Annotated in this window: 22 protein-coding genes; 8 read left to right on the top strand and 14 right to left on the bottom strand. The window is 68.9% G+C overall.

Features of this window, described 5'->3' with window-relative positions; translation table 11 throughout:
- Positions 1-5: 5 nt before the first annotated feature.
- The 11 genes from hisH to ACQZ13_RS06630 form a co-directional block, all read right to left on the bottom strand.
- Positions 6-674, bottom strand: coding sequence for an imidazole glycerol phosphate synthase subunit HisH (hisH, locus tag ACQZ13_RS06680; protein ID WP_431050422.1), 669 nt, complete (start codon positions 672-674; stop codon positions 6-8).
- Complete coding sequence (hisB, locus tag ACQZ13_RS06675; RefSeq protein ID WP_088408422.1) at positions 671-1,267, bottom strand: imidazoleglycerol-phosphate dehydratase HisB; 597 nt, start codon at positions 1,265-1,267, stop codon at positions 671-673. Before hisB ends, hisH begins: the two co-directional genes overlap by 4 nt.
- A gap of 16 nt (positions 1,268-1,283) precedes the next feature.
- Positions 1,284-2,384 (bottom strand): histidinol-phosphate transaminase, encoded by a 1,101-nt coding sequence (gene hisC / locus ACQZ13_RS06670; RefSeq protein ID WP_431050421.1) that lies wholly within the window; start codon positions 2,382-2,384, stop codon positions 1,284-1,286.
- Complete coding sequence (locus ACQZ13_RS06665; protein ID WP_431050420.1) at positions 2,381-2,893, bottom strand: PIN domain-containing protein; 513 nt, start codon at positions 2,891-2,893, stop codon at positions 2,381-2,383. Before ACQZ13_RS06665 ends, hisC begins: the two co-directional genes overlap by 4 nt.
- Entirely contained in the window at positions 2,890-3,108 is a 219-nt protein-coding gene (locus ACQZ13_RS06660; protein WP_088408424.1) for a CopG family transcriptional regulator, read from the bottom strand. Before ACQZ13_RS06660 ends, ACQZ13_RS06665 begins: the two co-directional genes overlap by 4 nt.
- Before the next feature lie 182 nt (positions 3,109-3,290).
- A complete protein-coding gene (locus tag ACQZ13_RS06655) occupies positions 3,291-4,841 on the bottom strand; it encodes a methyl-accepting chemotaxis protein (protein ID WP_431050419.1) in 1,551 nt (516 codons plus the stop codon).
- A 132-nt stretch (positions 4,842-4,973) separates the two neighbouring features.
- On the bottom strand, positions 4,974-6,287 hold the full coding sequence (hisD, locus tag ACQZ13_RS06650; RefSeq protein ID WP_431050418.1) for a histidinol dehydrogenase: 1,314 nt from the start codon (positions 6,285-6,287) through the stop codon (positions 4,974-4,976).
- Positions 6,288-6,332: 45 nt separating this feature from the next.
- Entirely contained in the window at positions 6,333-6,974 is a 642-nt protein-coding gene (hisG, locus tag ACQZ13_RS06645; RefSeq protein ID WP_431050417.1) for an ATP phosphoribosyltransferase, read from the bottom strand.
- Between the two features lie 129 nt (positions 6,975-7,103).
- Positions 7,104-7,367 (bottom strand): BolA family protein, encoded by a 264-nt coding sequence (locus tag ACQZ13_RS06640; protein ID WP_088408428.1) that lies wholly within the window; start codon positions 7,365-7,367, stop codon positions 7,104-7,106.
- Positions 7,368-7,466: 99 nt separating this feature from the next.
- Positions 7,467-8,249, bottom strand: a complete 783-nt coding sequence (locus ACQZ13_RS06635; RefSeq protein WP_431050416.1) for an ABC transporter permease — start codon at positions 8,247-8,249, stop codon at positions 7,467-7,469.
- Positions 8,246-9,202 carry an ABC transporter ATP-binding protein gene (locus ACQZ13_RS06630; RefSeq protein WP_431050415.1) on the bottom strand — a complete coding sequence of 319 codons (957 nt, stop codon included), beginning with the start codon at positions 9,200-9,202 and terminating at the stop codon, positions 8,246-8,248. Before ACQZ13_RS06630 ends, ACQZ13_RS06635 begins: the two co-directional genes overlap by 4 nt.
- Positions 9,203-9,294: 92 nt before the next feature.
- Between ACQZ13_RS06630 and ACQZ13_RS06625 the strand changes: the two genes are divergently transcribed.
- A complete protein-coding gene (locus ACQZ13_RS06625; protein WP_431050414.1) occupies positions 9,295-9,969 on the top strand; it encodes a TetR/AcrR family transcriptional regulator in 675 nt (224 codons plus the stop codon).
- Positions 9,970-10,179: 210 nt separating this feature from the next.
- Positions 10,180-10,515 carry a hypothetical protein gene (locus ACQZ13_RS06620; RefSeq protein WP_431050413.1) on the top strand — a complete coding sequence of 112 codons (336 nt, stop codon included), beginning with the start codon at positions 10,180-10,182 and terminating at the stop codon, positions 10,513-10,515.
- Positions 10,516-10,615: 100 nt separating this feature from the next.
- Here ACQZ13_RS06620 and ACQZ13_RS06615 read toward each other — a convergent pair whose 3' ends face one another.
- Complete coding sequence (locus ACQZ13_RS06615) at positions 10,616-12,034, bottom strand: wax ester/triacylglycerol synthase family O-acyltransferase (protein ID WP_431050412.1); 1,419 nt, start codon at positions 12,032-12,034, stop codon at positions 10,616-10,618.
- A gap of 425 nt (positions 12,035-12,459) precedes the next feature.
- Here ACQZ13_RS06615 and ACQZ13_RS06610 point away from each other — a divergent pair, with 425 nt between their 5' ends.
- Entirely contained in the window at positions 12,460-12,711 is a 252-nt protein-coding gene (locus tag ACQZ13_RS06610; RefSeq protein WP_088408435.1) for an acyl-CoA-binding protein, read from the top strand.
- 104 nt (positions 12,712-12,815) lie between these two features.
- Here the strand turns inward: ACQZ13_RS06610 and ACQZ13_RS06605 are convergent, their stop codons facing one another.
- Both ACQZ13_RS06605 and ACQZ13_RS06600 read right to left on the bottom strand, forming a co-directional pair.
- Positions 12,816-13,883 carry an aminopeptidase gene (locus ACQZ13_RS06605; protein ID WP_431050411.1) on the bottom strand — a complete coding sequence of 356 codons (1,068 nt, stop codon included), beginning with the start codon at positions 13,881-13,883 and terminating at the stop codon, positions 12,816-12,818.
- The gene (locus ACQZ13_RS06600) at positions 13,880-15,952 is read right to left on the bottom strand and encodes a molybdopterin-containing oxidoreductase family protein (protein WP_431050410.1); all 2,073 of its coding nucleotides are present in this window, start codon (positions 15,950-15,952) and stop codon (positions 13,880-13,882) included. Before ACQZ13_RS06600 ends, ACQZ13_RS06605 begins: the two co-directional genes overlap by 4 nt.
- A 187-nt stretch (positions 15,953-16,139) precedes the next feature.
- On the opposite strand from ACQZ13_RS06600, the gene ACQZ13_RS06595 reads away from it, so the two are divergent.
- The 5 genes from ACQZ13_RS06595 to ACQZ13_RS06575 all read left to right on the top strand — a co-directional run bounded on the left by ACQZ13_RS06595 (position 16,140) and on the right by ACQZ13_RS06575 (position 21,227).
- Positions 16,140-17,273, top strand: coding sequence for an ABC transporter substrate-binding protein (locus ACQZ13_RS06595; RefSeq protein ID WP_431050409.1), 1,134 nt, complete (start codon positions 16,140-16,142; stop codon positions 17,271-17,273).
- A gap of 171 nt (positions 17,274-17,444) precedes the next feature.
- The gene (locus ACQZ13_RS06590; RefSeq protein ID WP_431050408.1) at positions 17,445-18,659 is read left to right on the top strand and encodes a M20 aminoacylase family protein; all 1,215 of its coding nucleotides are present in this window, start codon (positions 17,445-17,447) and stop codon (positions 18,657-18,659) included.
- 61 nt (positions 18,660-18,720) lie between these two features.
- A complete protein-coding gene (locus ACQZ13_RS06585) occupies positions 18,721-19,320 on the top strand; it encodes a DUF1415 domain-containing protein (RefSeq protein ID WP_431050407.1) in 600 nt (199 codons plus the stop codon).
- A gap of 275 nt (positions 19,321-19,595) precedes the next feature.
- Positions 19,596-20,177, top strand: a complete 582-nt coding sequence (locus ACQZ13_RS06580; protein ID WP_431050406.1) for a cysteine hydrolase family protein — start codon at positions 19,596-19,598, stop codon at positions 20,175-20,177.
- A gap of 24 nt (positions 20,178-20,201) precedes the next feature.
- Positions 20,202-21,227, top strand: coding sequence for a GlxA family transcriptional regulator (locus ACQZ13_RS06575; RefSeq protein ID WP_431050405.1), 1,026 nt, complete (start codon positions 20,202-20,204; stop codon positions 21,225-21,227).
- The last annotated feature ends 132 nt before the right edge of the window (positions 21,228-21,359 follow it).

Below are 21,359 nucleotides of genomic sequence, written 5' to 3'. Positions count from 1 at the left end.
TGCGCTCAAGGCGTCCAGTGCAGGAAGTTGCGATACAGGGCGAGCCCGGACGCGGCACTTTTCTCGGGGTGGAATTGGGTGGCAAAAATGTTATCCCGCGCCACCGCACAGGTAAAGCGCGGGCCGTACTCGCTCTGACCGACGCTGTCGCGCGGGTCCGACGTCTCGGCGTAGAAGCTGTGCACGAAGTAGAACCAGCTCTCGTCCGGCACCTCGCCCCAGACCGGGTGGGCCCGCGTCTGGTGCACGCGGTTCCAGCCCATCTGCGGCACCTTGTAGCGGCTGCCGTCGGGCTGCACCTGGCCGTCGAGGCGGAAGCGCTTCACCTGGCCGGGGATCAGCCCCAGGCCCGGGGTGTCCTGCTCCTCGCTGTGGTCGAGCAGCATCTGCATGCCCACGCACACGCCCATCAGCGGCTTGCGCGCGGCGGCGTCGAGCACCGCCTCCTTCAGACCGCTGTCGGCGAGCTCGCGCATGCAGTCGCGCATCGCGCCCTGGCCGGGCAGGACGATGCGCTCGGCGGCGTAGACCTCGTCGGGCTCGGACGTGATGACCACGCGCACGCCCTGGTCCTGCGCCGCCGCGATCACGGCCTGCGACACCGAACGCAGGTTGCCCATGCCGTAGTCGACGACCGCGACGGTACGCGGCTGAGAAGCTCCCGAGGCGCTCACAGCGTGCCCTTCGTCGAGGGGATGACGCCGGCGGAGCGCGGATCCAGCGTCATCGCCATCCGCAGCGCGCGGCCGAAGGCCTTGAACATGGTCTCGCACTGGTGATGCGCGTTGTGGCCCTTGAGGTTGTCCACGTGCAGGGACACCAGCGCATGATTGACGAAGCCCTGGAAGAACTCGTAGGTCAGCTGCGTGTCGAAGGCGCCGACCGATCCGGCGGTGAACTTGACGTCCATGGCCAGGCCCGGGCGGCCGGAGAAGTCCACCACCACGCGCGACAGCGCCTCGTCCAGCGGCACGTAGCTGTGGCCGTAACGGGTGAGGCCCTTCTTGTCGCCGACCGCCTGCGCGACGGCCATGCCCAGCGTGATGCCGACGTCCTCGACGGTATGGTGGCCGTCGATGTGCAGGTCGCCCTTGGCCTCGATGTCGAGGTCGATCAGCCCGTGCCGGGCGATCTGGTCGAGCATGTGGTCGAAGAACCCGATGCCGGTGTTCAACGACGCCTGACCGGTGCCGTCCAGATTCACGCGCACGCGGATCTGCGTTTCCTTGGTGTCGCGGCGGACTTCGGCGATGCGTTCGGAGCTCATGGGGATTCCAGGGAGATCAGGAGGATTTCAGACTGGCTTCGATGGCCGCCAGCATGGCCGCGTTCTCGTCCGGCGTGCCGACGGTCAGGCGCAGGCAGCGCGCCAGCAGCGGATGCATGCCCGAGACGTTCTTCACCAGCACCCCGCGCGCCTTCAGCGCCGCGTGCAGCGCGTTGGCATCGGGCACACGCACCAGGATCATGTTGCCTTCGCTCGGGAAGGCGTGCAGGTCGACGGTCCTTGCCAACGTGGCCAGCGCGGTCTGCAGCCTCGCGCGCTCGGCGCGCAGCTCGGCGGCCTGACGCTCGTAGACCTCGGCGTGTTCCAGCGCGAAGAGCCCGGCTTCCGCGTTCAGCACGCTGACGTTGTACGGCGGGCGCAGCTTGTCGATGTGCCGGATCAGCTCGGCGTTGCCCATCATGTAGCCGATGCGCACGCCGGCCAGGCCGAACTTGCTCATCGTGCGCATGACCAGCACCTGCGGGTGGCGCGCCATCAGCGCCATCGAGTCGCGCGCGGCGAAGGGCTGGTAGGCCTCGTCCATGACGACCAGCCCCGGCGCGGCCTGGGCGATGCGTTCGATGACGGCGTCATCCCAGAGATTCGCGGTCGGGTTGTTCGGATAGGCCAGGTAGACGATCGCGGGACGGTGCTCGGCGATGGCGGCGAGCATCGCGGCCTCGTCGAGCTCGAAATCCGCCGTCAGCGGCACGCCGACGAAGTCCAGGTGCTGGTACCTCGACGACAGCTCATACATGACGAAGCCCGGCACCGGCGCCAGCACGACGACGCGCTCGCCCGGCTGGCAGACGGCCATCGCGAGCAGCGAGATCAACTCGTCGGAGCCGTTGCCCAGCATCAACGCCTGCCCCTCGGGCAGCTTCGCATGCGCGGCCAGCGCCTGGGCCAGTTCCTGGGTTCGCTCGCCTGGGTAGCGGTTGATGGCGACGGCCCCCAGGCGCTCGCCCAGCGCGCGCTGCAGTTCCGGCGGCAGCCGGAACGGGTTCTCCATCGCGTCCAGCTTGATCAGGCCGGCGGACGGATGCACCTGGTAGGCGTGCATCGCGCGGACGTCCTCGCGCAGGACACCGAGGGCTCGATCAAGGGCAGCGGTCATGGAGCAGTCGCCGGAGACGGCAGGAAGTCGGAGAGGGAAGCGCCCGCCGGCAGCGCGCGCAGCGGGTCGACGATCAGGACGCTGTCGAACAGCTGCCCGTGCGGGAGCGCCAGGCTCAGCAGCGTCTCGCAGCCCTGCGCCTTGGCGGCCGCGACGATCAGCGCGTCGGCGTACGGCAGGGAGAAGCGGCTTTCCAGCGACCAGGCCGATTCGACCGTCGCATGATCGGTCGCCCACGGCGCCCAGCGCTGGTAGCGGCGCACCTCGGCCCGCGCGTCGCCGTTGGGCATGGGTGGCTCGATGTGGGTCGTCACCGACCGGTAGAAGTCATTGAGCACCTGGCTGGAGGTGCGCCCCAGCCGCTGCTGCCACAGGCAGCGCAACCAGGCCATGGCCTGCGCGCGCCGCGCAGGATCGGCGCCGTCCTCGCTGAGGATCAGTACCGAGGTGTCGACGAAGACCGGGGCCGTCAGCTCAACGGGGGCAAGGTCGGCGACAGGGGCGTTCACAGCAGCTCCCGTCCCGGATACGGCTGGCCGTCCGAGGACCAGGTGCGCTCACGGTGCAACCAGTCCTGCAAGGCACGCTCGTAGGCGTCGTCGTGCCGCATCTTCTCCGCGAGCAGCTCACCCACCAGCCTCGACACGCTGGTATTGCGCCGCGCGGCTTCCAGCCTCGCCCACTCGGCGACGCTGTCTTCCATGGTCACGGTGACGTTCTTCATCAGACCTTCAGATTAACACGAAGTTCGTGTTGCACGAACTTCGTGTTGGATGAAGGGCGGCTTGAATGCCCGACTTCAGAGGCCGTGCGCGGGCACTCCACGGTGCAGGGGGCATCCCTCCGGGAACCCCCAGCACCATTCCGGCCCCACGGAGACTCGCTGCCTCCGGTTCTTTGACTGCGTCAGGCGTGCAGGCGGAACTGCGCGACAACGTGCTGCAGGCTGCCCGCCTGCTCGCGGAGGGACTCGGAAGCGGCGGAAGATTCCTCGACCAGCGCAGCGTTCTGCTGGGTGACCTCGTCCAGACGCTGGACGGCCTGTCCGACCTCCATCAGGCTGGTGCTCTGCTCCTGCGTGGCGGAGGAAATCTCCTGGATGATGTCCGTCACGCGCTGTACCGCGGAGACGATCTCGCGCATGGTCTCGCCAGCATCGCTGACAAGACGTGACCCCGCATCGACACGCTCGACGCTGGCACCGATCAGGGTCTTGATCTCCTTGGCCGCCTCGGCGCTGCGCTGGGCCAGCGAACGGACCTCGCTCGCCACCACCGCGAATCCGCGCCCCTGCTCACCCGCGCGGGCGGCTTCGACCGCTGCATTCAGGGCGAGGATGTTGGTCTGGAAGGCGATGCCGTCGATCGTGCCGATGATGTCGGAGATCTTGCGCGAGGACGCGTTGATCTGGTCCATCGTGCTGACCACCTCGGACACGACCACACCGCCGCGATCGGCGACCTGGCTGGCATTGAGTGCGAGCTGGCTGGCCTGCCGCGTGGAGTCGGCATTCAGACGGACCGTGTCGGTCAGCGCATGCATCGTGGCCGAGGTCTCTTCGAGGCTCGACGCCATCTGTTCAGTCCGCGCCGACAGGTCGCTGCTGCCGGCGGCGACCTCCGCGCTGGACATGGCGATGCTCTCGGCACTGGTGCGCACCGCCGACAAGGACCGGTTCAACGCGCCCTGCATGGTCGACAAGGCCTGAGCCAGTTGGCCCAGTTCGTCACGACGCGTGGTGTCGATGTCCACGGTCAGGTCGCCCTCGGCGACGCGGCTGGCCACGCCCACCATGGCCGTGAGCGGACGCACCGTGCTGCGGGTCAGGTAGAAGGCCAGGACGCCGCCGGCGGCCAGCGCGGCGACGATCAGCACCACCATGGTCGTCAGCACCGCCTTGTAGGCCGCCCGCGATTCCTCGACGCTGGCCTGCGCGCCGGCGGTGTTGATGTCGACCAGCTTCTGCACCGACGCCATCAGGTCGCCGAAAGCCTTGCCGGACTCGCCGGTGACCGTGGACAGGTACTCGCCGCGGTTGCCGGCCTTGCGCGCGGCGACCAGCTTGTCCTGGACGGCGGTGAAGGCCGCGTACTTGTCCTTGGCGTCCTTCCACTGGGCGCCTTCCTCGGCGGAGGAAATCTCCGCCTCGTAGTTCTTGGCCAGTTCGGGCAGGGTCTTCTCGCGCAGCGTCTTGATGCGCTCCTGCTCCTGCTCGACCTCCAGGACCACGTCCTTCAGGCACATCGCCATCTCGGCCCGGCGCAACTCGTTGAGCTGACCGCGCAAGGCGTTCACGGCGTTGATGGAGGGAATCCAGTCGGAACTCATTTCCTCCACGTTGCCCTGGATCACCTGGATGCGGCTGATCGCGACGACGCCCACCAGCACGGTGGCCAGCAGCACGGCCGCGAACCCCAGGGAGATGCGTACCCCGACGCGCAGATCTGAGACCTTCATGCTTGGCCATCCTGTTATGGAGATGTGAAGCATGCTAGGCCCTTCGCACGAAAGGGCGAACCGCGAAACGGCGGGGAATGTGGCGGTTTATCCGCAGCCCAGGGTTTGCCCTGCGCCGGCGCGTGACATCCGTCAGCGCTTGAGGCGGAACTCCGCCGCCTGCGCATGCGCCTGCAGGCCCTCGCCGTACGCGAGGGTCGCGGCGATCGGGCCGAGCACCTGGGCGCCGGCTTCGCTGACCTCGATCAGGCTGGAGCGCTTCTGGAAATCGTAGACGCCCAGCGGGGAGGAGAAGCGCGCCGTGCCCGAGGTCGGCAGCACGTGGTTCGGCCCGGCGCAGTAGTCGCCGAGCGATTCGCTCGTGTAGGCGCCGAGGAAGATCGCGCCCGCGTGGCGCAGCAGCGGCTCCCAGCGGTGCGGGTCGGCGCTGGAGACTTCCAGGTGCTCCGGGGCGATGCGGTTGCTGATCTCGCAGGCTTCCTCCATCGACCGCGTCTGGATGAGCGCGCCCCGCCCTTCCAGCGACGCACGGATCACGTCCTTGCGCGGCATGCCGGGCAGGAGTCGCTCGATCGCCTCGCGGACCTGGGCGATGTAGCCGGCGTCCGGGCACAGCAGGATGCTCTGCGCCATCTCGTCGTGCTCGGCCTGGCTGAAGAGGTCCATCGCGACCCAGTCCGGCGGCGTGGTGCCGTCGGCCAGCACGAGGATCTCGCTCGGGCCCGCGATCATGTCGATGCCGACCTGGCCGAAGACGTTCTTCTTGGCGCTGGCGACGTAGGCGTTGCCCGGACCGGTGATCTTGTCGACGCGCGGCACCGTCGCGGTGCCGTAGGCGAGCGCGGCCACCGCCTGCGCGCCGCCGATGGTGAAGGCACGGTGCACGCCGGCGACGTAGGCCGCCGCCAGCACCAGCGGGTTCTTCTCGCCGCGCGGCGTCGGCACGACCATGACGATCTCGGGCACGCCGGCGACCTGCGCCGGGATGGCGTTCATCAGCACGCTCGACGGATAGGCAGCCTTGCCGCCGGGCACGTAGATGCCGACACGGTCCAGCGGCGTGACCTTCTGGCCCAGCAGCGTGCCGTCCTCGTCGCGATAGCTCCAGCTCTCGCCGCAGGCCTGCTTCTGGCGTTCGTGATAGCTGCGCACCCGCGCCGCGGCTTGCGTCAGCGCCTGCGCCTGCTCGGCGGGCAGGCCGTCGAAGGCGGCCTTCAGTTCCTCGCGGGTCAATTCCAGGGACGCGAGCGATTCCGCCTGCAGGCCGTCGAAGCGGGCGGTGTAGTCGAGCACCGCCGCATCGCCGCGGACGCGCACGTCGGCCAGGATCTCGGCGACACGGGTCTCGATCGCGGCGTCAGTCTCGGCCGACCAGTGCAGCACGCGCTGGAACTGGGCCTCGAAGTCGGCATCGGCGGTGTTGAGGGTGCGAAGGGACGTCGTCATGTCAGTACTCCGGGAGGCGCTCGCGGCCCCAGTGCGGGCGGCAGTTCAGGCGGCGGGAATGGCGGAAGCGATCGCGTCGATCAGCGGCTTGAGCGCCTCGCGCTTGAGCTTGAGCGCCGCCTGGTTGACGACCAGCCGCGAGGAGATCTCCATGATCCGTTCGACCTCGACCAGGCGGTTGGCCTTGAGCGTGCTGCCGGTGGAGACCAGGTCGACGATGGCATCGGCCAGACCCGTCAGCGGCGCGAGCTCCATCGAGCCGTAGAGCTTGATCAGGTCCACGTGCACGCCCTTGTCGGCGAAATGCTGGCGCGCGATGGTGGTGTACTTGGTCGCCACGCGCAGCCGCGAACCCTGGCGGACGGCGTGGTCGTAATCGAAGTCGTCGCGCACGGCGACGCTCATGCGGCAGGCCGCGATGCGCAGGTCCAGCGGCTGGTACAGGCCCGCGCCGCCGTGCTCGATCAGCACGTCGCGGCCGGCCACGCCGATGTCGGCGCCGCCGTACTCGACGTAGGTCGGGACGTCGGTCGCGCGCACGAGCACGACGCGGACGTCGGCCTGGTTGGTCGGGAGGATCAGCTTGCGGGAGCTGTCCGGGTCTTCGAGCACCTGGATGCCGGCGGCGGCCAGCAGCGGCAGGGTCTCTTCGAAGATGCGGCCCTTGGAAAGTGCCAGGGTGATCATGCGGGGTCCTCGGTGAACGCGCGCTTCGTCGGGAAGCGCCTCGGGCAATGGCCTCGGGAGGTTCAGGAGGACGGCAGCGGGTTCACCGGACGGGGACACACCGCCACCCGCCTGCAGGCCGGGTGGCTGTCAGTGATGGTGGTGCGCGGTGCCTTGCTGCGCGAATTCGTCGGGGGTCAGCGTCTTCATCGACAGCGCGTGGATCTGCTCGCGCATGCGATCGCCCAGCGCCTGGTACACGCGCTGGTGGCGCTTGATCCGGCTCAGGCCCTCGAACTCGGCCGACACGATCGTCGCGAAGAAATGGCGTCCGTCGCCCTCGACCTGGAGCTCGCTGCAAGCGAGACCCTGGGCGATGTAGCTCTGGACTTCTGCGGGGGTCGGATCGGCCATGATGGAGCGGGATTCTACCCGGGTGCTTCCCGGACGCTCCCAGCGCCCGGTTTCGTGATTCGAGAGGCCGGGCTTGCGTCGCCCGGCCGGAGAGATCGCTCAGTGGCGGATCTTGTAGCCGCGGCGCAGCAGTTCCAGCGCGATGGCGGCGACCGCCGCGAACGCGATGGCGACGACGCCCAGGCTGACCCAGGGCGAGACGTCGCTGACGCCGAAGAAGCCGTGGCGGAAGCCGTCGATCATGTAGAAGAACGGGTTCAGGTGGCTGACCCCCTGCCAGAACGGGGGCAGCGAGTGCACCGAGTAGAAGACGCCCGACAGGAAGGTCATCGGCATGACGATGAAGTTCTGGAAGGCGGCCATCTGGTCGAACTTCTCCGCCCACAGGCCGGCGATCAGGCCCAGCGAGCCCATCAGCCCGGCGCCCAGGATGGCGAAGGCCAGCACCCACAGCGGGTTGGCCATGCCCGGCGGTGCGAACCACACAGTGGCGACGAACACGCCCGCGCCGACCATCAGCCCGCGCAGGATGGACGCGCCGGCATAAGCCAGGAACCAGGCCCAGTGCGAGAGCGGCGTGACCAGCAGGAACACCAGGTTGCCCGTGATCTTGCTCTGGATCAGCGAGGACGAACTGTTGGCGAAGGCGTTCTGCAGCACGCTCATCATCACCAGGCCGGGGATGAGGAAGCTGGTGTAGCCGACGGTGCCGTAGACCTTCACATGGTCCTCCAGCACGTGGCCGAAGACCAGCAGGTACAGCACGGCGGTCAGCACCGGGGCGCCGACGGTCTGGAAGCCGACCTTCCAGAAGCGCAGGACTTCCTTGTAGAAGAGCGTGCGGGCGCCTTCGAGGCGGATCGGGAAGTGACTCGCGCTCATGTGCGGTTCCCCTGCATGATTTCGAGGAAGACGTCTTCGAGGTCGGCGCGGCCGATCTCCAGGTCTTCGATGGGGACGGCGGCTTCGCGCAGCGTGGCGAGGATCTGTTCGACCTCGGCCGCGTCGTGCGCGGTGATCTGGACGATGCGGCCGGTGCTGCGGGCGCGTTCGGACAGGGACAGCGGCAGCGCCGAGTCGGTCTTGAACTGCAGCATCGTGGACGCGGTGCCCGCGAGCAGCTCCGACGTGCGGTTGAGCGCGACGATCTTGCCCTGCTTCAGCATCGCGATGCGGTGGCAGAGCGCTTCGGCCTCTTCCAGATAGTGCGTGGTCAGGAGGACGGTGTGGCCTTCGCGGTTCAGGCGCGCGATGAACTGCCACAGCGTCTGGCGCAGTTCGACGTCGACGCCGGCGGTGGGCTCGTCCAGCACGATGACCGGCGGGCGGTGCACCAGCGCCTGGGCGACCAGCACCCGGCGCTTCATGCCGCCCGAGAGCTGGCGCATGTTGTTGTGGGCCTTGTCGGCCAGACCGAGGTTGAGCAGCAGCTCATCGATCCAGTCGTCGTTGTTGCGCACGCCGAAGTAGCCGGACTGGATGCGCAGCGTCTCGCGCACGCTGAAGAACGGGTCGAAGACCAGTTCCTGCGGCACGATGCCGAGCTTCTTGCGGGCCTCGGCATAGTCGTCGACGACGTCATGGCCGAGCACCGAGACCTGCCCCCCGCTGGCGCGCGAGAGGCCGGCGAGGATGCTGATCAGGCTGGTCTTGCCGGCGCCGTTGGGGCCGAGCAGACCGAAGAACTCGCCGGGCTGGATGTCGAAGCTGACGCCGTCCAGCGCGCGGAACTGGCCGTCGCGGTAGGTCTTGCTGACGTTGCTGAAACGCAGGGCGGGCGGACCGCCGGCCGGCGCGGGCATGGCGGCCGACTGTTGTGGGGGGCTTGCGGGCATGGGCGGCGATTGTAGGCAGCGGGCCCGGCCCGCGCTGGCCTGGGGTCATGACAGAATGGCCCACCTCCCCCACCCTCAACGCCCCTGGGCCCATGGCCACCAAGAAGCCGCGCCGCACCGCCGAACGCATCCTCGAAGTCACGCTGGACCTGTTCAACCGCTTCGGCGAGCCGAACGTGTCCACGACGCTGATCTCGGCGGAGCTCGGCATTTCGCCCGGCAACTTGTACTACCACTACCCGGCCAAGGACGAGCTGATCAACGCGCTCTTCAACCGCTACGACAAGGCCTTGTCGGAGCTGCTGGGGGCGGTGGGCAACGTGCGCAACGTGGAGGACGCCTGGCTGTTCTTCCACATGCTGTTCGAGCTGATCTGGCAGCACCGCTTCCTGTACCGCGACCTCAACGACCTGCTGTCGAAGAACCGCAAGCTGGAGACGCACTTCCAGCACGTGCTGGAGCAGAAGACGCAGGCGATGGTGGGGATGCTGGGGGGCCTGCAGGCCAGCGGCGCGCTGACGATGCAGGTCCGCGAGGCGGTGCCGACGGCCAACGCGATGGTGGTGCTGCTGAGCTACTGGCTGAGCTACGAATACGTGCGCGATCCGCGCAACGCGCTGGAGCCCGACCGCGCCGGCGAGGCGCTGATGCGCGGCGCCTTCCACGTGCTGGGACTGCTGCTGCCCTACCTGGAACCGACCTCGCGCGACCACCTGTTCCAGTTGGCGGGGAAGTACCAGCCGCAGGCGGGCGGCGGCACGGCCTGACCCCGGCTGGCGGACACGCCAAGGAACGCGTCAAGGAAGGCGCCGAAGTTCGCGCTGAAGAAGACGCCCGCTAACACCGCGACTGGTCGCGGTCCTCCGAACAAACCCTGGATTCGTGCGAAGCCGGACCCCCTGGTCGCGGTTGGCGGCGGAAAACGACACCCTATAAATTAGGGATATCGTATTCACCGACACCAAGGGACCGATTCCATGAAGCGCATCCTGACCACCGCCGCCCTGCTGGCCCTGATCGCCCCGATGGCCCACGCCGCCACCGCCGAGAACGCCGACGCCAAGGCCCTGCGCGCCGAGTGCGCCAGCCAGCACGCCGTGAAGTTCGAGCAGGCCGCCGCCGCCAACGAGTACCGCTTCGTCTACAACCGCGGCGAGTACCGCGGCGAAGCCACCAGCGGCCAGGCCGTCTCCTGCGGCCAGACCCAGTACGCCGAGTACCTGGCCAGCGCCGACCCGGTCCGCGTGATGTCCGCCTACCCGACCGCCGCGGGCCGTCCGCAGCCGGCCAAGAAGTCCTCCGCCGCCAAGTGATTTCGGAACGCCGGTTTCCGGAATGACGAACGCCGCCCTCGGGCGGCGTTTTGCATGGCGCGGTGTCCGTGGCCGCGGGCCGGGATCCGCTGCGCCGGGGTCAGTCCTTGACCTCCCACGGCAGCATCAGCGCGAGCGTGAGCAGCTGCTGAAACTCGGGCCCGAAGTGGGCCACGATGCGCTCCGGATCGGGGCACAGGCCGGCATCGGCGATCAGCCCGAACTGCACCTGGCCGGCGTAGGTCAGGATGCTGATGCCCAGGCTCATGTCACCCGCCTGCGGCGCCCAGAACATCACGCGCTCCACGGCGGAGCCGCACAGTTGCAGGGCCTGGGCCGGCCCCGGCACGTTGGTCATCAGCGCCGTCGCCTTGCGCGACAGCGTCTTCAGCATCGCGCGCTGGGCCGCCTTCTCCACCGACCCCGACGTCGCCATCAGGCCCATCGCCAAGGCCGGCTGCAGGCTGTTCTTCAGCGCCTGCGTCTGCGCATGCACGGCGTAGAGCCGCTTGACCGGATTCGTGATGCCGATCGGCAGCGGCAGTGGCACCATGCCGAAGCGGTTGCCCAACTGCCAGGCCGTCTCCAGCGGGCGTAGGTTCACCGGCACCAGCGCCCGGATCTCCTGGCCCTGGGTGTCGTCGCCGTGTTCGCGCAGGTAGAGCCCGAGCGCCCCGGCAACGCAGTTCAGCAGCACGTCGTTGACCGAGACGTTCATCGACTTGCCGACCGCCTTCACTGCATCGAGCGGCAGCGGCGCGCCCCAGGCGACGCGCTTGGCGCGACCGGCCTTGCCCTTGAGCCGCGTCTTCGCGTCGTCCGGCGCGTCGGTCAGCGCGGCGGCGTCCTTGAGGACCTGCTTGCCCAGGCGCTCCGCCGGCGAAGCCTCCGGTTGCCCGGATCCCGCGTGTTCCTGGATCTCACGCACGGTCCAGGCGTTGATCGGCTTGACCATTGCATCGGCGAGCCATTCGGGCTCGGCGGCGTCATCGACCGCCGCATTTGCGACCTTGCCCGTTCCAGCCCTTCCCGACTTGCCTGGCTTCGCTGTCGGCAAGGCCGGCGGCACGACGCCACCGTCGGTGATCGACAGCAGCACCGCGATCAGCGCGATGCCGTCGGCGATGCAGTGATGCACGCGCGCGATGAGCGCGCTGCTGCCGTCGTAATGCTCGATCAGATGCAGCTGCCAGAGCGGGCGCGCAGGGTCGAGCGGCTCGGCGGCGAGATCGGCCAGACGATCCTGCAACGCGCCTTCGAGCGGACGTCCGCGGCGGCGGTTCAGGGTCTCGGGCACGACATGGCGCGTGATGTCGACTTGGGCGTCCTCGACCCACCAGGCGCGGTCGCCGGCCTCGACGACGCGCTGCCGGAAGCGCGGGAAGCGCAGCAGCCGTTCGGCGACGCGCGCGCGCAAGTCATCGAGGGTGACATGCGGCTTCAGCAGCAGCACGCCGTGGATGATCATGCGGTTGGCTTCGGTGTCCAGGCGCAGCCAGGCGGTGTCGACCTTGGACATCGGCTCGGCGCCCTGCGGCAGGCCGTCAGGACGCTCGACGCCCCCGGTCTCCGTGCCCTTCCCGTTTCCTTTCCCATTCCCTTTTCCGTTCCCTTTTCCGTTCCCGGCAGCCTTGCCCACCGTCTTCGCGGCGGGCGCACGCGTTGCGGAGGCGGCCTCCGATGACTTGGGCTTGGCGCTACGCGGGGGAGCAGATCTGGACGCGGCGGGGGTGGGCAATGCGGTCTCCTGGACGGACTGTGCGAAGAGGAAGGCGATCGACGGAACGGGGGGACGGGATGAGTGACGGGGCGATGAAGCCGGATCATCCTTCATCTAGAGAGGCGACCCCAGTCCGAACGTGGGGGTGGGGTGGGTAACATCGCGGCCGTCCGTCCCGATTGTCGCCAACGGGACGCCCTGCTCACCGCCACGGGAGACACACCATGAGCCTGAAGGACCAATTCGACGCCGCCGTCGCCGATTCCAAGAATCTGCCCGAGCGCCCGGACAACCAGACGCTGCTGAAGCTGTACGCGCTGTTCAAGCAGGCCAGCGCCGGCGACGTCGAGGGCGACCGCCCCGGCATGACGGACTTCGTCAACCGCGCCAAGTGGGACGCGTGGAAGGCCCTCGAAGGCAAGACCAACGACGAGGCGATGCAGGACTACATCGATCTGGTCGAAGGCCTGAAGTAAGACCTCAAGTGCCGGCGCCCGCGCCGGTCAGCCCATGAGGCCGCCTCGCAAGGGCGGCTTTGTTGTTTCTGGCACCGGCTTTGCAAACCGCGATGCCGCGCGGCTCAGCGCGCCAACTCCGCCCTGCGCTCGTCCTTCGGCAGCTTCGCCAGCCGCTGCACTTCGGCATAGAAGCGCGGCCAGTCCGCGCCTTGCCGCTCAAAGAGCCGGACGAAGTCCGGGACCAGGTCCGTGTAGCTGCCCTGGATCGCCAGCGCCGGCGTGTTCAGGCCCAGCACCCAGCGATCGAACCGCGTGTCACCGCTCCAGCGGTCGCGCTTGATCGCCTCGTAATCCGCGCGCAGCTTCGCGAAGGCCGCGGCCTTGCCGGCGCGCTTCTCCTCGTCGCTCGCCGTGCTGCGGAACACCTCCTGCAGCTGGTCCCGCGTCGCCTTGAGCAAGACCTGGATCTCGTCCTGGCGGCGACGCGACTGCTCGTCGTCGCGCAGCGCCTCCGGCCGGTCCTTCAGCCAGCGCCCCACGCCGATCTGCTCGACGGCCGTCGCGAAACTTTCGTTGAACGCCGTGTCGTCGTTCGCGTACGCGACCTGATGAGCCAGCTCGTGGAAGATCATCCGCGCCAGCTGCGCCTCGGGGTAGCGGATGAAGGTGTTCAGCAGCGGATCGCCGCCCAGCCAGTTGCTCCAGCCCAGCGACGAATACGCCGGCACGCCGTAGACGTAGGGCTCGAAGCCCTCCTTGCGCAGCGCCTGCGCCAGCTCGCGCGCGTCGTTCGGGTCGAAGTAGCCGCGGTAGCCGGCGCAGCCCATGATCGGGTAGCACCAGGTCTTGAGCTGCAGGCTCAGTTCCGGCGTCGCGACGACGTTCCATACCGCCGAGCCGCGCTTCAGATCGGCGTAGCGGCGGTAGCTGTCGTTGTCCGGGAGCTTCAGCTCCGAGGAGGCGTAGTTGCGCAACGACTTGGACAGCTCCAGCTGCTTGCGCACCTCGGGGTCGAGGTCCTGCTGACCCAGCCAGTCGTCGACGGGCTTGGCCGAACGCACCAGCGACAGGTGCCCCGACAGAGACTGCCCGTAGTACGACAGCTGGGCGCAGCCGCCCAGCGCCGTCATCGCCAGCAGCAGCGGCGCGGCCAGCAGGATCAGCAGCAGTCGTCGCGCGCGCTTCGTCATGCCGCGCTCACCTCGACCAGGCAATCGTAGAAGCACGGTGCGCGGCCCAGGTCGGTGAGCCGCTGGTGGGTCACCTCGTTGACGTTGCGCCCGTCCGCGCCCAGCTTGCGCCACCAGATGCCCAGGCCGTGGACGACGCCCTCCCGCGCCCGCGGGCTCACGTCCAGCCGGCACGCGTAGCTGCCGCGGTCGTTGAACACGCGCACCCGTTGGCCGTCGGTCAGCCCGCGCGCAGCGGCGTCGCCGGCGCTCATTTCCAGCACCTGCTCGCCTTCGATGTCGCGCAGGCTCTTCACGTTCACGAAAGTGCTGTTCAGGTGGTTGCGCGCCGGCGGCGAGATCATCGCCAGCGGATAACGCGCCGCCAGCGCCGGGTCGCTGGTGCGGCTCTCGTAGTTGGGCACGTAGTCCGCACCGCGCGCATCGGCCTTGCCGTCGGCCGACGGGAAGCCACCCTCGGCGAACGGCGCCTCCGCCAGCGGCAGCTTGAACCAGCCGCGCTCGCGCAGCTGCGCCAGATCGACGTCGTCGCGGAAGGACTGGCGCAGCAGCGCCTCGTCATCGTCGTGGAAGGCGGGCTCGTCGAAGCCCATCGCCGCGGCGAGGTCCCGGAAGATCTGCGTGTTCGGGCGCGCCTCGCCGAGCGGCGCGATCGCCGGTTCGTTCAGCAGCACGTCCGTGTGGCCGTAGCTGGTGTGGATGTCGAGGTGCTCCATCTGCGTCGTCGCCGGCAGCACGTAGTCGGCCAGGTCGGCCGTGTCCGTCATGAAGTGCTCCAGCACCACCGTCAGCAGGTCCTCGCGCTCGAATCCCGCCACCACCTTCGGTGACTCCGGCGCCACCGCGACGGGGTTGCTGTTGTAGACGATCAGCGCTTCGACCTTCGGACCGAACGCGGGCGACGCCTCGCGCAGCAGGTCGTCGCCGATCGTGCTCATGTTGATGGTCCGCGAGGGGCGACCGCCGCGTAGGTCCGGGCGTTCCAGCGTCGGATTCTTGAAGGGCGCGAACCAGCCCGAGCTCGACAGCAGCAACCCGCCCGCGCGATGGCGCCAGGCGCCGGTCAGGCACGGCAGCAGCGCGATCAGACGCACCGCGTTGCCGCCGCCGCGTACGCGCTGCATGCCGTAGTTCAGCCGGATCGCGGCCGGGGCCAGCGTCCCGTAGTCCCGGGCCAGACCGCGGACCTCGTCCGCCGTCAGTCCGCATTCGGCCGCGGTGCGTTCCGGCGGCCACTCGAGCGCCCGCGTCCTCAATTCCTCCCAGCCGTCAACATGCCGGAAGAGGTAGTCGTGACCGAGCCAGTCGTTGGCGATCAACTCATGCATCAACCCCAGCGCCAGCGCGCCGTCCGTACCCGGCAGCAGCGCCAGGTGCTGGTGGCACTTGTCGGCGGTCTCCGTCTTGCGCGGATCGATGCAGACCAGCTTCGCGCCGGCGCGCTTGGCCTGGTTCGCGTAGGTCCAGAAATGCAGGTTGGAGGCGATCGAGTTGCTGCCCCAGATCACGATCAGCCGGGACTCCGCGAAATGCGGCAGGTGCATGCCGACCTTGTGCCCGTAGGTCGCCGCCAGCCCCGCGCCGCCCGCCGATGCGCAGATGGTGCGGTCCAGGCAGGACGCGCCCAATCGGTTGAAGAAGCGGCCCGCCATCGCCTCGCCCTGCAGCATCCCCATCGTGCCGGCATAGCTGTAGGGCAGGATGGCCTGCGGGTCGCGCGCCGCGATGGCGCTCAGCCGGCCGGCGATCTCGGCGATCGCCTGCTCCCAGCCGATGCGCTCGAAACGCGGCGGCTCATGCTTCGCGCTGACACGCTTGAGCGGATGCAGCACGCGCTCCTGGTGATAGGTCCGCTCCGGATAGCGCGACACCTTCGTGCACAGCGCGCCGTGTGTGCTCGGATGCTCGGGCTGGCCCTGGACCTTCACGACCCTGCCGTCCTCGACCGTGATGCGCAGCGCGCAGGTGTCCGGGCAATCGTGCGGGCAGGCGCCCTTGACGATTCGCGTGCCGCGGTCGGCGGCCTGTGGCGGGGAGTTCACGACGGGTTCAGAGAGCACGGACGACATGCGTCAACTATTGCACAGGCGCCACACCCTTGCGATTTCTTACCCGAGAGAGCGACAACGCTGGACACACGAACCGCTAAGCTCGCAGGCCAGGAGGCCGAAATAGGTCGTGTCGAGTCTCCTGGCGCGCTTGCCTTCCTCCGGCGGACGCCACAATATCAATTCGAACCCCCTCTGGGAGTCCCCTTTGGATCGCCGCCAACTTCTCGCCTCCGCCAGCGCCCTGGGCGCGCTCGCCACCCTGCCCATCCCGTCGGCCGTCCGCGCACAAGGCAAACGCCTGGTGCTGGGCCAGTCGGCACCGCTGACCGGCGCCGCCGCCCAGCTGGGCATCCAGATGCAGGCCGGCGCCAAGCTGTTCTTCGACGCCCAGAACGCCGCCGGCGGCATCAACGGCACCACCATCGAACTGCGCACGCTGGACGACGGCTACGAGCCCGACCGCTGCAAGGCCAACACCGAGAAGCTGATCGCCGACGATGTGTTCGCGCTGTTCGGCTACGTCGGCACGCCGACCTCGGTGGCCGCGCTGCCGCTGGTCAACCAGGCGAAGATCCCCTTCGTCGCCCCCTTCACCGGCGCCGAAGTGCTGCGCGACCCGTTCAGCCCGTGGGTCTACCACGTGCGGGCCTCGTACTACGACGAGACCGCCCTGATCGTGAAGCAGCTGACCCAGCTGGGCCTGATGCGCATCTCGGTCTTCCACCAGAACGACGCCTACGGCAAGGCCGGCCTGGACGGCGTGCTGCGCGCGATGAAGCCGCTGGCGCTGCAGCCGCAGGCCATGTCCACCGTCGAGCGCAACAGCATCGACGTGGCCAAGGCCGTCAAGGACCTGGTGCAGAGCGGCTCGCCGCCCGAAGCCATCGTCATGATCAGCGCCTACAAGAGCTGCGCCGCCTTCATCCGCGCGGCCCGCAAGGCCGGCTACGGCGGCGTGTTCTACAACGTGTCCTTCGTGGGCACGCAGTCGCTGCTGGACGAGCTCGGCAAGGACGCGATGGGCGTGGTCGTCAGCCAGGTCATGCCCTACCCGTTCGGCTCGCAGGTCGGCGTGGTCCACGAGTACCAGCAGGCCGCCACCAAGGCCGGCCAGAAGTTCAACTACACCGCCATCGAGGGCTACATCGGCGCCAAGGTCATCAGCGAAGGCATCCGCCGCATGACCCGCCCGACCCGCGACGGCCTGGTCGCGGCGCTCGACACCCTGTCGAACTACAACGTCGGCGGCTTCAACGTGAACTTCAAGCCCAACAAGCATGTCGGCTCCAGCTTCGTCGAGATGACGATGCTGACCAACGACGGGCGCGTGAAGCGCTGACCTGCCCTCCCCCGGGCAGACCCGGGCCCAGGATCGCACGCCGGCGGCGGCGGTCCTCCGGCCCCACGGGTACACTGGTCCGACCACAGCGGCGCCGCCCTGAGCGGCGCCGCGGCCTTTCTGGCCCGCGGCAAGCCCGACGCTGTCGCGACGACATCGGAGTGCCCGCACATGAAGCTGATCGAACCCATCCTGGCCGACGCCCCGGCCATCGCCAAGCTGCGACGCGACCTGCACGCGCATCCGGAGCTCTGCTTCCACGAGGACCGCACCGCCGACGTGGTCGCAAAAGCCCTGACCGACTGGGGCATCGAGATCCACCGCGGCCTGGGCAAGACCGGCGTGGTCGGCATCATCAAAGGCCGTGACGGCGGCGCCAGCGGCCGTACGCTGGGCCTGCGCGCCGACATCGACGCGCTCCCCATCACCGAGCACAACACCTTCGCCCACGCCAGCAAGCACCCCGGCAAGATGCACGCGTGCGGCCACGACGGCCATACCGCGATGCTGCTGGCCGGCGCCAAGCACCTGGCGGCGAATCGCGACTTCGACGGCACCGTCTACGTCGTCTTCCAGCCGGCGGAGGAAGGCGGCGGCGGCGCGCGCGAGATGATCAAGGACGGCCTGTTCACCAAGTTCCCGATGGAGGCCATGTTCGGCATCCACAACTGGCCGGGCATGGCGGCCGGGCAGTTCGCGCTCAAGAGCGGACCGGTCTTCGCGTCGAGCAACGAGTTCAAGGTCCGCATCAAGGGCAAGGGCGCGCACGGCGCGATGCCGCACCTGGGCACGGACCCGGTGGTGGTGGCGGCGCACCTGGTGCAGGCCTACCAGACCATCATCACCCGCAACAAGCGGCCGATCGACGCGGCCGTGATCTCGGTGACGATGATCCACGCCGGCGAGGCCACCAACGTCATTCCGGAAAGCTGCGAGCTGCAGGGCACCGTCCGCACCTTCACGCTGGAGACGCTGGACCTGATCGAGCGCCGCATGAAGCAGATCACCGCGGCCACGGGCGACGCCTTCGAGGTCGAGTGCGAGTTCTCCTTCCACCGCAACTACCCGCCGACGATCAACCACGCCGCCGAGACCGAGTTCGTGCGCGGCGTGCTGACCGAGATGCTGGGCGCGCCCAACGTGCAGGAGTTCGAGCCCACCATGGGCGCGGAAGACTTCAGCTACTACCTGCAGGCGGTGCCGGGCTGCTATTTCCTGATCGGCAACGGCGACGGCAGCCACCGCGAGGGCGGCCACGGCCTGGGCCCCTGCATGCTGCACAACCCGAGCTATGACTTCAACGACGAGCTGATCCCGCTGGGCGGCTCGATGTGGGCCCGGCTGGTCGACGCCTGGTTCAAGCAGCCCCGGCCCGCGAAGGCCTGAGCGCCGGGGCCATGGCCCCCTCCGTCCTTTCCAGCCAGACAACGTCCAGCCCCCCCGCCCGATGACCGCACCGATTGCGCCCGACCAGGAAAAGACCGTCCTCGACGACACCCACCGCTGGCTGCAGCGGGCGGTGATCGGCCTGAACCTGTGCCCCTTCGCCAAGAGCGTCGAGGTCAACCAACGGCTCCGTACCGTGGTCAGCGCGGCGCGCACGCCGGAAGACCTGCTCAAGGATCTGGCGCACGAGCTGCTGTCGCTCAACCGCGCAGATCCCGACGAGACCGAGACCACGCTGGTGGTCCATCCCTGGGTGCTGAACGACTTCCTGGACTTCAACGACTTCCTCGGCGCCGCGGATGCGCTGGTCGAGGACCTGGACCTGGACGGCGTGCTGCAGGTGGCGAGCTTCCATCCGGACTACCAGTTCGACGGCACCGACGCGGACGACGTCGACAACTTCAGCAACCGGTCGCCCTACCCCACGCTGCATCTGTTGCGCGAGGAGAGCATCGAACGCGCCGTCGAGACCATGCCGGACACGGACGCGATCTACGAGGCCAACATCGAGACGCTGCGCCGCATCGGCCGCAAGGGCTGGGACGCCCTGGACGTCGAGGCGAAGCTGCCGCTGGCGCAGCGCACCACGCGCGAGGACTGAGGACCGCGAGAGGCCGCTGGCCCTCACCCCTGCCCTCTCCCGCAAGCGGGAGAGGGAGTAAAAGGGGTGCCGCGCCTACAGGTGAGAGCGGGAACCATCGGGTAGTCTCGGTGCATTCTCACTCCCTCTCCCGCTTGCGGGAGAGGGCGGGGGTGAGGGCTGCGGTCGTGGCAGGACCGATGTCCTGATTTGACCGCGACTGGTCCAGCGGCGGCGCGACGGCGAGCGCACTCGCCGGCACGATGACAACCATCAACCCACCGATGGAGTCCTCGATGACCACCGCCCCGAACGCTGCCCCCACGACCGCCGTCCTGCTGATCGACGTCCAGGAGTCCTTCCGCCATCGCCCCTACTGGGACGAGGCCACCTGGCCCGCCTTCCAGGAACGCACCAACGCCCTGCTCGACGGCGCGGCCGCCCGCGGCCTGCCGATCATCCGCATCCTCCACAGCGACGGCCCGGAGACGGCGGACAACCCGTTCTCGATGGTCAGCGGCCATGTCCGTCCGCTGGACGGCCTCGCGCAGGTGCCCATCGCCGCCGAGTTCCTCAAGCATCGTCACAGCGCCCTGGTCGGCACCGGCCTGTCCATCTGGCTGACCGAGCACGGCATCCGCCGCCTGATCGTCGCCGGCATCCGCACCGAGCAGTGCTGCGAGACGACCACCCGCCACGCCAGCGACGAAGGCTGGACCGTCGACTACGTGACCGAGGCGACGCACACCTTCCCGATCCCGCACGCCAGCGGCGTCGTGGTGGGCGTGGCCGACCTCAAGCTGCGCACCGAGGTCGCCTTGCAGGGCCGCTTCGCCGACATCGTGACTGTCGAGCAGGCGCTGTCCCGCGCCGCCTGAGCGCATACTGCGGTGATGTCCGCGATGTCCTTTTCCGATGCTCCTCCGGCTTCCCGCACCAGGACCGACGCCGAGGCCGCCCTCATCGACGTCTGGATCCTGGTCGAGCGCCACACCCTGCTGCTGGACCTGGCCGGCGCCGCGGAGGCACTGCGGCTCGCGAACCAGGCGCTGCGTCGGCGCGGCGAGCCGGAGGCGTTCCGGCTGCGCTATTGCGCCGCGAGCGATTCGGCCTCGACCTCGGTGGGGTTGACGCTCGCCGCGCTGGAGCCGCTGCCGGTGCTCGGCCAGCGGGATTGGCTGATCCTGAGCGGCCGGCGGCATCCGCATCCGGACGATCCGCCGCCTGACACCGGCGATCGGGAAGAAGAACTGCGCATCGAGCGCTGGCTGCACCGCGAAGGCACGGCGCTGCTGGCCGGCGGCCAGGGCCGGCTGCTGAGCATCTGCGCCGGCGCGCTGCTGGCGGCGCGGGCCGGGCTGCTCGACGGCCGCCGCTGCACCACCCACCACGAGGCGCTGGACGCGCTGCGGGACGCCGCCCCGCGCGCCGACGTCCAGGCCAACCGCGTGTTCGTGCTCGACGGACCGCTGGCCAGCAGTGCCGGCATCACGGCCGGCATCGACCTGGTGCTGGCGCTGATCGCCGAACACTGCGGCGAGGCGATCGCCGCCTCGGTCGCGCAGGTGATGGTCGTCTACCTGCGCCGCGGCGCGCAGGATCCGGAGCTTTCGCCGATGCTGGCGAACCGCCACCACCTGCACCCCGGGCTGCACCGGGTGCAGGACGCGGTCTGCGGCGACCCGCGCGCCGACTGGAGCCTGGCCCGCATGGCCGAGGTCGCGCATGTCACGCCCCGGCACCTCACGCGGCTCTTCACCCAGCACGGCGGCACCACGCCGCTGGACTACCTGCGCGCGATCCGGCTCGAACTGGCGCGACGGGAACTCCAGCGCGGCGTGCGCCCGGCCCAGGCAGCGCTGGCCGCCGGTTTCAGCTCGGACCAGCAGCTCCGCCGAACCCGCCGGCGACTGGGCACTGCGGCTTAACATCCTCCCTGTCACCTCCGCTCATGGAGAACCCTTGCTGGACCGCCTTTTGCCCTACGCAGGGCTAGCACAAATCACATAAATCCAAGTCAAGCGGGTTTCGTGCACTTCTGGTAACTTGCGCGCCCACAG

The sequence above is a fragment of the Roseateles sp. L2-2 genome (assembly GCF_050613215.1).
GTDB lineage: Bacteria > Pseudomonadota > Gammaproteobacteria > Burkholderiales > Burkholderiaceae_C > Roseateles > Roseateles noduli.
The sequence above is the reverse complement of the archived record's forward strand: the minus strand, read 5'-3'. Positions and strand labels throughout refer to the sequence as shown.